10 protein-coding genes are annotated in these 12,057 nt (G+C 67.0%); 7 read left to right on the forward strand and 3 right to left on the reverse strand.

Going from position 1 to position 12,057, the window contains the following annotated elements:
• The first annotated feature begins 14 nt into the window (after positions 1–14).
• The 3 genes from IFT55_RS07055 (at position 15) to ftsH (ending at position 4,206) form a co-directional block, all read left to right on the forward strand.
• Positions 15–992 (forward strand): tetratricopeptide repeat protein, encoded by a 978-nt coding sequence (locus IFT55_RS07055; protein WP_192090423.1) that lies wholly within the window; start codon positions 15–17, stop codon positions 990–992.
• A 31-nt stretch (positions 993–1,023) separates the two neighbouring features.
• On the forward strand, positions 1,024–2,172 hold the full coding sequence (gene tilS, locus IFT55_RS07060) for a tRNA lysidine(34) synthetase TilS (protein WP_197976342.1): 1,149 nt from the start codon (positions 1,024–1,026) through the stop codon (positions 2,170–2,172).
• A gap of 69 nt (positions 2,173–2,241) precedes the next feature.
• Positions 2,242–4,206, forward strand: a complete 1,965-nt coding sequence (gene ftsH / locus IFT55_RS07065) for an ATP-dependent zinc metalloprotease FtsH (protein WP_274604025.1) — start codon at positions 2,242–2,244, stop codon at positions 4,204–4,206.
• Positions 4,207–4,273: 67 nt separating this feature from the next.
• Here ftsH and IFT55_RS07070 read toward each other — a convergent pair whose 3' ends face one another.
• On the reverse strand, positions 4,274–4,714 hold the full coding sequence (locus tag IFT55_RS07070; RefSeq protein WP_192090425.1) for a hypothetical protein: 441 nt from the start codon (positions 4,712–4,714) through the stop codon (positions 4,274–4,276).
• A gap of 134 nt (positions 4,715–4,848) precedes the next feature.
• On the opposite strand from IFT55_RS07070, the gene IFT55_RS07075 reads away from it, so the two are divergent.
• Positions 4,849–6,765 (forward strand): CocE/NonD family hydrolase, encoded by a 1,917-nt coding sequence (locus IFT55_RS07075; RefSeq protein WP_192090427.1) that lies wholly within the window; start codon positions 4,849–4,851, stop codon positions 6,763–6,765.
• Positions 6,766–7,347: 582 nt separating this feature from the next.
• On the opposite strand, the gene IFT55_RS07080 is transcribed toward IFT55_RS07075, so the two are convergent.
• On the reverse strand, positions 7,348–8,256 hold the full coding sequence (locus IFT55_RS07080) for a prephenate/arogenate dehydrogenase family protein (protein WP_192090429.1): 909 nt from the start codon (positions 8,254–8,256) through the stop codon (positions 7,348–7,350).
• The gene (hisC, locus tag IFT55_RS07085) at positions 8,256–9,350 is read right to left on the reverse strand and encodes a histidinol-phosphate transaminase (protein WP_192090431.1); all 1,095 of its coding nucleotides are present in this window, start codon (positions 9,348–9,350) and stop codon (positions 8,256–8,258) included. The genes IFT55_RS07080 and hisC overlap by 1 nt, the downstream gene beginning before the upstream one ends.
• A gap of 118 nt (positions 9,351–9,468) precedes the next feature.
• Here hisC and metX point away from each other — a divergent pair, with 118 nt between their 5' ends.
• The 3 genes from metX (at position 9,469) to IFT55_RS07100 (ending at position 12,013) form a co-directional block, all read left to right on the forward strand.
• A complete protein-coding gene (metX, locus tag IFT55_RS07090) occupies positions 9,469–10,596 on the forward strand; it encodes a homoserine O-acetyltransferase MetX (RefSeq protein ID WP_192090433.1) in 1,128 nt (375 codons plus the stop codon).
• Positions 10,593–11,207, forward strand: a complete 615-nt coding sequence (gene metW / locus IFT55_RS07095) for a methionine biosynthesis protein MetW (RefSeq protein ID WP_192090435.1) — start codon at positions 10,593–10,595, stop codon at positions 11,205–11,207. Before metX ends, metW begins: the two co-directional genes overlap by 4 nt.
• A 92-nt stretch (positions 11,208–11,299) precedes the next feature.
• Entirely contained in the window at positions 11,300–12,013 is a 714-nt protein-coding gene (locus IFT55_RS07100) for a hypothetical protein (protein WP_192090437.1), read from the forward strand.
• Positions 12,014–12,057 lie beyond the last annotated feature (44 nt).

A 12,057-nucleotide genomic window follows, 5' to 3' on the forward strand; every position in this document is an offset into this window, starting at 1 on the left:
CGGGGGGTGTATCCATGCATCGACTTTCCGCGCTTCCGCTGCTGGCGCTCGGCCTAGCCTTCGCCGTGCCCGCCGCCGCGCAGAGCGCCCCGATCAACGGCCGTGTCGACAAGCTGGAGCGTGAAATGCGCGCCGTACAGCGCAAGGTGTTTCCCGGCGGCACGCCCAACCAGGTCGAACCACAGATCACCGCCCCGGTCGAGCCGGTTGCGATCCCGGGGTCGCCGTCCAGCGGACCGCTGGCGACGCTGACCGCCCGGGTGGACGCGCTCGAATCGCAGCAGCAGGCACTGACCGGCCAGATCGAGCAGGCACAGTTCAGACAGCGCCAGCTCGAAGAGGCGTTCAACGCCTACAAGACCGCGACCGACGCGCGGTTGAAGACGATCGAGGCCGGATCAACCGCCGACATCGCGCCCGCAACGCCCGGCGCGGTCGCTGCGACCGGTGACACGTCGGTCGCGCCGCCCGCCGTACGTGGTCCGGGCAATGGCGGCGGTACGCTCGGCGGCACCCGCCCGGCAGCGTCGGCCACGACCCCTGCCGCCGATCCGGCCCGCGCCGCGCGCATCGCCGCGATCGAACGCCCCGCATCGGGCGATGCGGCGGAGGACGGCTATCTCTACGGCTTCCGCCTGTGGAGCGCGAAGCTGTATCCCGAAGCCATCGCCGCGTTGAAACCCGTGGTCGATAAATATCCGCAGCACCGCCGCGCCAGCTATGCGCAGAACCTTGTCGGCCGGGCCTATCTCGACGACGGCAAGCCGTCGTTGGCGTCGATGGCATTCTATGACAATTACAAGAAGATGCCCGACGGCGAACGCGCGCCCGACAGCCTGTTCTACCTTGCCGACGCGCTGGTGAAGCTGAAGAAGACGAAGGAAGCCTGCGACGTCTATGGCGAGCTGACCGAAGTCTATGGTGACCGGATCGCGCCGACGATGAAGGCCGATATCGTCCGGGGCCGCACGGCGGCGAAATGCACCGCCTGACCCCGTGACTCCCGCCGGGATCGACCGGTTCATGCGCGCCGTCACCCGGCTGGTCGATCCGCCCACGCCCGATCGCCCACTGGCGCTGGCGGTATCGGGCGGTCCCGATTCGATGGCGATGCTCGCGCTGGCCACCGCCGCCTTTCCCGGCAGCATCGTTGCCGCTACCGTCGATCACGGCCTGCGCGCCGATGCGGCCGACGAAGCGGCGATGGTCGCGCGATGGTGCGCCGCGCACGCGGTACCCCATGCGACGCTGACCGCCGATCGTCCGCCCGCCGGGGCCAGTCTGCAGGCGCAGGCGCGGCGGCTGCGCTATGCCCTGCTCGGCGACTGGGCGCTCCATACCGACGCGACGGCGCTCGCGACCGCGCATCATGCCGACGATCAGGCCGAAACCTTTCTCATGCGCGCCGCCCGCGCATCGGGACCGGCCGGGCTGGCAGGCATCCGACCGCTATGGGCATTCGATGCCGCGCGGTGGGACGCACCTTCGTCCGCCCTACCCGGCACGCCGCCCCCACCCCGAACCTCACTTCCGCCCATTCCACCAACGTCATCCCGGCGAACGCCGGGATCGCCCGCCTCGGAGCGCCACGGCACCACACCGGAAGACCCCGGTCCGCTCCGTAGCGACGGGGGCGCGGTGCATGAAACGAGCGTTGCGGACGACGCAGCCCCCCTCACCGTCATCCGCCCGTTGCTCGACTGGCGACGCAGCGAGTTGCGTGCGATCGCGACCGGCCTGCCGTTCGTCGACGATCCCGCCAACGCCGATCCACGCCATGATCGCACCGTGTTTCGCGCCCTGCTCGCTAACGCCGACCTCGACCCCGTGGCGCTCGCGGCGGCTGCCGCACATTGTCGCGAGGCCGATGAGGCGCTCACCGAAACCGTCGACTGGTTGTGGCGTACCCGTCGCCTGCCGTCGGCGGCTGGCGAACACCGGATCGACGTCACCGACCTGCCGCGCGAGCTGCGCCGCCGCCTGTGCCGCACCGCGATCGGCGATATCCGTCGGGTCGCCGGAATTACCGAAGGACGCTGGTCGGACGGTAGCAATATCGAACCGCTGCTGGCGACGCTCGATGCCGGGCGTCCGGCGACGCACGCCGGCGTGCTCGTGATTCCGCACGGTGCGGTGTGGCAGTTCCGCAATTCACCGCCGCGACGGTCCTGATCGCCGTTGTTCCATTGCCATTAACCTCCACGCGCCTATCTTGGAGCGACTGAGAGGTAGCACTTCGGCATGAACGATAACGACAAGCAGAACGGCCCCGACAATGGCGGCGGCGGCAATCCGTGGATGAAGAGCCTGCTGATCTGGGTCGGCATCCTCGTTTCGCTCGCGATGTTCGTGACGCTGTTCGAAGGGCGCTCGCCCCAGACGGCGGGTCAGGCGGTCCCCTATTCGACCTTCCTCGACAAGGTCGACGAAGGATCGGTGCGCGACGTCAAGATCGCAACCAACACGATCACCGGCACCTACACCAATGACGAGAAGTTCCGCACCAACGCGCTGAACGATCCCAATCTGATCGAACGGCTGCGTGCGAAGAACGTCATCATGGATGCCCGCCCCGAAGAGGGGCCGAACCTGTGGCTCCTGATGCTGTACAATTCGCTGCCATTTCTCCTTTTCCTCGGCATCGCGTTCTTCGTACTGCGCCAGATGCAGAAGGGCGGCGGCGGCGGCGGTGCGATGGGCTTCGGCAAATCGCGCGCGCGGATGCTGACGCAGAAGGAAGGCAAGGTCACGTTCGACGATGTCGCGGGCATCGATGAGGCACGCGCGGAACTGACCGAAATCGTCGACTTCCTGAAGGACCCGACGCGCTTCGCCCGGCTGGGCGGCAAGATTCCGAAGGGCGCGCTGCTGGTCGGATCGCCCGGCACCGGCAAGACGCTGCTCGCCCGCGCGATTGCGGGCGAAGCTGGCGTGCCGTTCTTCACCATTTCCGGCTCGGACTTCGTGGAAATGTTCGTCGGCGTCGGTGCCAGCCGCGTGCGCGACATGTTCGAACAGGCGAAGAAGAGCGCGCCGTGCATCGTCTTCATTGACGAAATCGACGCGGTCGGCCGCCATCGCGGTGCAGGCCTGGGCAACGGCAACGACGAACGCGAGCAGACGCTGAACCAGCTGCTGGTCGAAATGGACGGGTTCGAAGCGAACGAAGGAATCATCATCGTCGCGGCGACCAACCGTCCCGATGTGCTCGATCCCGCGCTGCTGCGTCCAGGTCGCTTCGATCGTCAAGTCGTGGTCCCGCGCCCGGATATCGAAGGCCGGATCAAGATCCTTCAGGTGCATATGAAGAAGGTGCCACTGGCCCCCGACGTCGATCCGCGCGTCATCGCACGCGGCACGCCGGGCTTTTCCGGTGCGGATCTCGCCAACCTCGTCAACGAGGCGGCGCTGACGGCAGCGCGCAAGGGCAAGCGTCTCGTCGCGAACCAGGAGTTCGAAGAGGCGAAGGACAAGGTCATGATGGGGGCCGAACGGCGCTCGATGGTCATGACCGACGATGAGAAGCGGATGACCGCCTATCACGAGGCCGGCCATGCGATCGTGTCGATGCACGAACCGGCATCCGATCCGATCCACAAGGCGACGATCATCCCGCGCGGCCGCGCGCTGGGCATGGTGATGCGCCTGCCGGAACGCGATTCGTACAGCTATCATCGTGACAAGATGTACGCGAACCTTTCGGTCGCGATGGGTGGCCGCATCGCCGAGGAAATTATCTTCGGCTATGACAAGGTGTCGTCGGGCGCATCGGGCGATATCCAGCAGGCGACGTCGCTGGCGCGCGACATGGTCACGCGCTGGGGCATGTCCGACGCGGTCGGTCCGGTCGAATATGGCGAGCCGCAGGGTGAATCGTTCCTCGGCTATTCGTCGTCCGCACCGTCGCGCATGTCGAACAAGACCGCCGAACTGATCGACAGCGAGATCAAGCGGATCGTCGAGGGTGGCCTGCAACGCGCCCGCGACCTGCTGACCCAGCATGTCGATCAGCTGCATATGCTGGCCGGCGCGCTGCTCGAATTCGAAACGCTGTCGGGCGACGAGATCAAGCGCCTGATCGCGGGTGAGGATATCGGACGCGACATCGGCACGCCGACCACGCCCCTGGCGGCGGGCGGGACGTCGATCCCGAAAACGCGCCGTCCGCGCGGGCCGTTCGGATCGCCGACCCCGCAAGGGGCATAACCGCCGGATAGCAGGAAACAGCGGCGTCGCACTCCGGTGCGGCGCCGCTTTCCTTTTACGGTACAGTCTACCGCAGCGCTGCAAACACACAGTACAACAACAACGGTACGCCGATGATCAGGATCATGATGATCAGATCGACATCGACGACGCGCCGCAATCCGCTGGGCGGACGCCGTTGTTCGACATCGTGATCTTCGTCGACGACATCGAATTCGAAACGGTTGGAAAAGAAGCGCTGCGGACGTACTTTCAGGAACGGCCGCGATACGGAGGGCTCGTCCGGCGGACGTGCGTGGTCCGGCCTTGCAACAGGGTCTGTCATGATGCGGATTCCGTTTACTCGGGATCGTCGGCGCGCCCATCGCGTCCTCGACGTCGTATCGAATAAGGCCCGGACTCGAACGGCCGAACGCCGCGAGTCCGGGCTAACCGCGTGCGGCGAGTTGGCCGGCGTGGTTGCGGAACCGCTGATATGTCGCGTAAGCGTCCATAGGGCTAACATCATGGCACGACTACGGAAAGTCAACCTGTGCGGCGTATCTTGCGTTGGCGACGCGCCTGCCCCTTGACAACCCCCCACCCGACAATGTGACATTGTTGCATACCGCCATCCGGCGGCCTGTCTCCGCGGGAGTTCCCATGCGCCTTCGTCCCCTGCTGCTTGCCTGCACCCTCGCGCTCGCCGCCGCCGCCCCGGCGCAGCCCGGCCCCGACATCTGGCCGGCGAAGGGCGACATCCCGCCGAACTTCGTGCCGCCCAGCGACAAATACGACTATGTGAAGCGCGAAGTGATGATCCCGATGCGCGACGGGGTAAAGCTGCACACCGTCATCATGATCCCGAAGGGCGCGACCAATGCCCCGATCCTACTGACGCGCACGCCGTACAACGCGTCGGGCCGCGTCGCGCGCGCGGACAGCCCCAGCTATGTCGCCGCGCTGCCGCAGGGGGACGAGGTGTTCACCCGCGCGGGATATATCCGCATCTTCCAAGATATTCGCGGCAAATACGGGTCGGAGGGCGACTATGTCGTCACTCGCCCGGTGCGCGGGCCGCTGAACCCGACCACGACCGATCACGTCACCGACGCGTACGACACGATCGACTGGCTGGTGAACAAGGCGAACTTGCCCGAAAGCAACGGCCGGGTCGGCATGCTGGGATCGTCGTACGAAGGGTTCACCGTCGTCATGGCGCTGTTGAACCCGCATCCCGCGCTGAAGGTCGCTGCCCCCGAAAGCCCGATGATCGACGGTTGGCGCGGCGACGACTGGTTCCACAACGGCGCGTTCCGGCTCGCCAATATCGGCTGGATCGGCGGACAGACCGGCTACAAGGGTAATGGCGGAATGCCGCCGTCGGGCATCTACGACGATTACGACCAGTTCCGCCGCATCGGATCGGCCGGTGCGTGGGCGGAAGCGTCGGGTTATGCCCAACTGCCCTTCTGGCAGCGCATGGTCGCGCACCCCGCCTATGATTCCTATTGGCAGGGGCAGGCGCTCAACCGGCTGCTCGCCGCTAACCCGTCCAACGTGCCCACGATGTGGGAACAGGGGCTGTGGGACCAGGAGGACATGTACGGCGCGATCACCGCATGGGAAGCGCTGAAGGCGAAGGGCAAGGGCGGCAACAACTTCCTCGTCATGGGTCCGTGGCGGCACAGCGGCGCGAATTACGACGGGTCGTCGCTGGGCGACTTCAAGTTCGACGGCGACACCGCGACGCAGTGGCGCGAACAATATCTGTTCCCGTTCTTCGATCAGTATCTGCGCGAGGGTCGCCCGGCGTTCAACCCGCCCCAGGCGCTGATCTACAACACCGGCGAGAACCATTGGGACAAGCTGCCGCAATGGCCGCTGGCGTGCGAAAGCGGCTGCCCGTCGCCGCTGAAGCCGATCTATCTGTCGGCGGACGGCGGGCTGGGCTTTTCGGCGGCGACGCCGGGCGGCGACGCCTATGTCTCCGATCCGGCCAAGCCGGTCCCGCATCTGCCGCGCCCGGTCAATTTCGACGACGGCCGGTGGAAGGCGTGGCTGGTCAGCGACCAGCGCCATGTCGACGGTCGCGGCGACGTGATGACCTATCAGACGCCGGTGCTCACCGCGCCGGTGCGCGTATCGGGCGCGCCGATCGCCGACATCTTTGCCAAGACGACCGGTACCGACGGCGATTTCGTGGTCAAGGTGATCGACGTCTATCCGGAAAACGTCCCCGGCGAACCGGCCAAGGGCGGGTATCAGCTACCGATCAGCCTCGACATCTTCCGCGGCCGCTACCGGAACGATCTGGCGAAGCCGACCGCGATCCCCGCGAACCGGACGCAGCGCTACCGGTTCCGCCTGCCTACAGTGAACCATGTGTTCCTGCCGGGCCACCGGATTATGGTGCAGGTACAGTCGAGCCTGTTCCCGCTGTACGATCGCAATCCGCAGACCTTCGTCCCCAACATCTTCCTCGCGCCCAAAGAAGCGTATCGCAAGGCGACGGTGACGATCGAACGCGGCGGCAAGACGCCCAGCGCGGTGTGGCTGCCGGTGGTGGCGGAGGAGTAGGGCGGCGTTGCCGCGCTAGCCGCTACGGTGCCGAACGTCGCCGACCTTGGTGCGAGAGGACAGCCAACCGGAGAGAAGCGCCACCCCGCCCGCGAACCTCACCGATCGCTACGCGAGAGAACGCAACACGCACCATCAACGTCACCCTCGCCACGTGAAAGGACGCACCGCCCACCACCGACGTCTACGCGAGGGACACACCACCCACCACCGACGTCACCCTCGCCACGCGATAGAATGCACCGCACACCATAGACGTCACCCCAGCGAAAGCTGGGGTCTCCCCGTTGGACGCGGCACGACAACCGCGGGAGATCCCAGCCTCCGCTGGGATGAAGATGGCGGCAGGGACGTCGTTGACGGGGACGACGTTGATCGTGGCGAAGACGTTGGTCGTAGGGACAACCTTGGTCGTGATGACAACTTCGGCGCAGGAACGACGTTGATGGTGCGGAAGGCGTTAGTGACGGGATTGACGGCAGTGGCGGGAATGACGACGCAAGTCGGGATCACGTCTCCGACAGGGTAACGACGCAAGGAGCGCCCCGACCCGACCGAACGTCCCACGCTTACACCCCCGCCCTACCCCCGCCCGCGCCCAAAATCCTCCCGTGCATCGTCCTGACCCTGCTCGACGATCGATCGGCGTACCGCGCGGGTACGGGTGAACAGGTCGAACAGTTCATCGCCCTTGCCCCATCGGATCGCGCGTTGCAGCGCGGACAGGTCCTCCGAAAACCGCTGGAGCATCTCGAGCACCGCATCCTTGTTCGCAAGGAACACGTCGCGCCACATCGTCGGGTCCGACGCAGCGATGCGGGTGAAGTCGCGAAACCCGCCCGCCGAATATTTGATGACTTCCGACTGGGTGACTTCCTCCAGATCGGACGCGGTGCCGACGATGGTATAGGCGATCAGGTGCGGCAGGTGGCTGGTGATCGCCAGCACCAGATCGTGATGATCCGGTGCCATCATCTCGATATCTGCGCCGATCCGCCGCCAGAACTCCGCAACACGCTCGACCGCCAGCGGATCGGTGTCGGCGGCGGGCGTCAGGATGCACCAGCGTCCCTTGAACAGCGTCGCGAAGCCTGCGTCGGGTCCGCTGCGCTCGGTCCCAGCGACCGGATGCGCCGGCACGATCGTGGCGTTCGGCAACGCCTCGCGCAGCGCGGCGGCGATGCCCGCCTTGCTCGACCCGACGTCGCTGACGATCGCGTCGGCCGGCAGGTCGGCAGCGATCTCCGCCGCGACCGCGCCCATCGCGCCCACCGGTACGCACAGGATCACCAGATCGGCGTCGATCACCGCCGCGCCGGCATGGTCCGCCACGTCGTCGACGATGCCCAGCGCGCGCACCACGTCGCGCGCCTGCGGATCGGCGTCGTGCCCCGTCAACCGCACGCCCGGCATGTCGGCACGCACCGCCCGCGCGATCGACGATCCGATCAGCCCCAGCCCAATAATGGCGACGCGGGCGAACGGCAGCATCAGCCGCCCACGATCATGCGCAGCGCCGCTGCGACGCCGCGCACTTCCGCCTCGGTCCCGATCGAGATGCGCAGGCCGTTGGCCAGTCCCTGTCCGGGCAGCCAGCGGACGATGAACCCATGGTCCATCAACGCCTGATACGCATCGCCCGCGCTGACCGGTCCTTCGAACAGTACCAGCACGAAATTGGCCTTCGACGGCACGGCGCGCAGCCCGGCATTGCCCAGCGCCGCGATCTCGCCTTCGAACCATGTCCGCCATTGCAGATTGTGCGCGCGGCTGGCGGCGACGAAGCTCTTGTCGCGGATCGCGGCGATCGCCGCCAGCTGGCCGGCGGTGGTCACGTTGAATGGTGCGCGGATACGGTGCATCGCGTCGATCGCCTCGGCCGATCCATAGCCCCATCCGATCCGTTCCGCCGCCAGCCCGTGGATCTTCGAAAAGGTCCGCGTGACCAGCACGTTGGGATGTTGCCGCGCCAGTTCCAGCCCATGATCGTCGTCCGCCGCATCCAGATATTCGGCATAGGCCTGATCCAGCACCAGCAGCACGTGCGGCGGCAATGCAGCGTGCAACCGCGCGATTTCCGCACGCGCCGTGAACGTGCCGGTCGGGTTGTTCGGGTTGGCGACGAACACGATCCGGGTCCGTTCGGTCACGCACGCCAGGATCGCGTCGACATCGGTCGCATGGTCGCGATCGGGCGCGACGACGGGCGTCGCGCCGACGCGCCGCACCGCGATTTCATACACCGCAAAGCCGTACCGGACGAAGATCGCCTCGTCGCCCGGCCCGGCATAGGCACCGGCGGCAAGGTGCAGCACCTCGTCCGATCCGGTGCCATAGATGATCCGCGCGGGGTCCAGCCCATGCGCGTCGGCGATCGCGGTGCGCAGATCGGCGGCGGCGGGATCGGGATAGCGTTCGAGGCTGCGGTCGGCGGTGTCGAACGCGGCACGCGCGTGCGGCGAGGTGCCGAGCGGGTTTTCGTTCGACGACAGCTTGGCGACCTGTCGCCCGTCATCGGCCTTCGACCGGCCGGGGACATAGGGGGCGATGCCGAGAATCCACGGCTTGGGCACGGGCGCGTTCATGGCGCGGGCACTGACGCAACGCGCGCGCGAACGCAAGCGCGAGGGGCAGGGCGGTGGGAGAACGGACCGGGGGGACCCGATGCTTGAACCCGGACGCCCGCGCCTATACCGGGCGGCGATGGATTCCCGTTTCGGTCCCGATCGCCGCGTCACGCTGACAACGCCGCTGCCGCTCGACGGCGGCGCGACGTTGCCGACGATCGACATCGCCTATGAAACCTATGGCACGCTGTCGCCTGCGCGCGACAATGCGATCCTGATCTGTCACGCGCTGACCGGCGACCAGCATGTCGCATCGTCGCATCCGCGCACCGGCAAGCCCGGATGGTGGGCGCGGATGATCGGGCCGGGCAAGCCGATCGATACCGACCGCCATTTCGTGATCTGTTCGAACGTGCTGGGCAGTTGCATGGGATCGTCCGGTCCTGCCAGCCTCGATCCCGCGACCGGGACGCCGTGGGCGATGCGCTTCCCGGTGCTGACCATCCGCGACATGGTGCGTGCGCAGGGTCTGCTGCTCGATCATCTTGGCATCGAACGGCTGCGCGCCGTCGTCGGCGGGTCGATGGGCGGCATGCAGGCGCTGTCGTGGGCCGCCACCCTGCCCGACCGGGTCGACGCGGTCGTGGTGATCGCATCGACCGCGCGGCATTCGGCGCAGAACATCGCGTTCCACGAAGTCGGGCGACAGGCGATCATGGCGGACCCCGCATGGCGCGGCGGCAGTTATTATGCCGACGGCCTGCCCCCCGCCGCCGGCCTGTCGGTCGCGCGGATGGCCGCGCACATCACCTATCTGTCCGAAGCGGGGCTGACCGCGAAGTTCGGCCGCAAGTTGCAGGCACGGCCCGATGGACAGGCGGGATCGAAGACGTTCGGCTTCGACGCCGATTTCCAAGTGGAAAGCTATCTGCGGCATCAGGGGCTGGCGTTCACCGACCGGTTCGACGCCAATTCCTATCTCTACATCACCCGCGCGCTCGATTATTTCGATCTGGCGGAGGAACATGGCGGCATCCTGGCCAACGCGTTCCGGGCCACGCGCGCTCGGTTCTGCGTGGTCAGCTTCGATACCGACTGGCTCTATCCCACCGGCGAATCGCGCAACATCGTGCATGCGCTCAACGCGGCCGGTGCCCCCGCCAGCTTCGTCGAACTGTCGTCGCCGTTCGGCCACGACGCGTTCCTGCTCGATTCGCCCGAACTCGACCGGGTGATGCGCGGCTTCATCGAGGCACGGGCATGACGCTGCGTCCCGATCTGGCGATCATCGCCGCGAACGTGGCAAAGGGCACACGCGTGCTCGACGTCGGCTGTGGCGACGGTCAGTTGATGGCGGCGCTGCGCGACGAACGCGGCGTCGATGCACGCGGGCTGGAAATCGATCCGCACAATGTCGCCGACGCGATGGCGCGCGGCCTGTCAGTAATGCAGGGCGATGCCGACCGCGATCTGGCCGACTATCCCGATGCCAGCTTCGACTACGCGATCCTCAGCCAGACGCTCCAGACCGCGATCCGCCCGCACGTCGTGCTCGACCATCTGCTGCGCATCGGGGCGCAGGCGTTCGTCTCCTTCCCCAATTTCGCGCACTGGCGGGTACGCGCTTCGCTATTGTGGGGCGGGCGGATGCCAGTGACGACGCTGCTGCCGATGGAATGGTACGAAACGCCGAACATCCACCATCTGACGATCGACGATTTTCGCGCCTATGTCGCGAAACGCGGCATTACGGTGGTCGATGCGTGGTTCCTGTCGGGCGGACGGCGCACCTCGGCGGCGGCGGCGAATTTCCGCGCCGAACATGCGGTATTCCAGTTGCGGCGCGCGGGCAGCACCGACTTAACGACCGCCTGAACGCCTCCCCCTATCCGAACCGCCGCTCCACGTTAACCTCTCGCTAACCATATTCCCCGATGCTGCGGACCTGACGAAAACGGGGATGTTCGATGCGTACACGCCTGCTCCTGCTCTGCGCCGCCGGTGCTGCGCTGCTGAACGGATGCGCGCGCAAGACGCCCGATATCGCCGCCGCGCCGCCGCCGCCTGCGGTCGCCGCTGCGCCCGTGCCCATGCCGACGCCGCCGATGGGGGCCGCCGCGCATCTCACCATCCCCGCAATGTTGCCGGACGGCGGCTATGCGACGCCCAATCGTGCGCTGTCGACCGATGCCGCGCTGTGGCATCTGCGGTCCGCGCTGAACGTCGCGGCGCTGCAATGCGACGTGAGCGATCCGGCCGGCGTGGCGCATTATAATCGCCTGCTGAAGGTCCATGGCGCGCGCTTCACCGCTGCGCATCGCGCGCTGGAGGCGGAGTATCGACGCGGCGGCGGCGACTGGCAGGACCGGTTCGACGACGCGATGACGCGGGTGTATAACTATTTCGCCCAGCCGCCGGTGCGCGCGAACTTCTGCGCCACCGCGCTTCCGATGCTGACGCAGGTCGCGGAGATACCGGCGGGAGGGATCGATGCGTTCGCCGGTCCCGGCATCGCCTCGCTCGACCAGCCCTTCGTCGATTTCTTCCGCGCCTATGACCGCTATCGCACCGACCTGGCGGCATGGCAGGGCCGGCAGCAGCCGGTGTTGCAGGTCGATCCGGCGATCCTGCTCGCCTCCACCGAAGTCACCGGCGGCGGCCTGCGCGTCGCCGCACGATAGGACGGACCCCGCCCCCTCCCGCCGACGGGAGGGGGCGGGAACGC

This window comes from Sphingomonas sp. CFBP 13720, from assembly GCF_014842075.1.
Classification (GTDB): domain Bacteria; phylum Pseudomonadota; class Alphaproteobacteria; order Sphingomonadales; family Sphingomonadaceae; genus Sphingomonas.

Excerpts from the sequence above, each read along its gene's own strand:
- IFT55_RS07055 (WP_192090423.1), top strand. The coding sequence starts at position 15 with ATGCATCGACTTTCCGCGCTTCCGCTGCTGGCGCTCGGCCTAGCCTTC.
- tilS (WP_197976342.1), top strand. The coding sequence starts at position 1,024 with ATGCGCGCCGTCACCCGGCTGGTCGATCCGCCCACGCCCGATCGCCCA.
- ftsH (WP_274604025.1), top strand. The coding sequence starts at position 2,242 with ATGAACGATAACGACAAGCAGAACGGCCCCGACAATGGCGGCGGCGGC.
- IFT55_RS07070 (WP_192090425.1), bottom strand. The coding sequence starts at position 4,714 with ATGATGTTAGCCCTATGGACGCTTACGCGACATATCAGCGGTTCCGCA.
- IFT55_RS07075 (WP_192090427.1), top strand. The coding sequence starts at position 4,849 with ATGCGCCTTCGTCCCCTGCTGCTTGCCTGCACCCTCGCGCTCGCCGCC.
- IFT55_RS07080 (WP_192090429.1), bottom strand. The coding sequence starts at position 8,256 with ATGCTGCCGTTCGCCCGCGTCGCCATTATTGGGCTGGGGCTGATCGGA.
- hisC (WP_192090431.1), bottom strand. The coding sequence starts at position 9,350 with ATGAACGCGCCCGTGCCCAAGCCGTGGATTCTCGGCATCGCCCCCTAT.
- metX (WP_192090433.1), top strand. The coding sequence starts at position 9,469 with ATGGATTCCCGTTTCGGTCCCGATCGCCGCGTCACGCTGACAACGCCG.
- metW (WP_192090435.1), top strand. The coding sequence starts at position 10,593 with ATGACGCTGCGTCCCGATCTGGCGATCATCGCCGCGAACGTGGCAAAG.
- IFT55_RS07100 (WP_192090437.1), top strand. The coding sequence starts at position 11,300 with ATGCGTACACGCCTGCTCCTGCTCTGCGCCGCCGGTGCTGCGCTGCTG.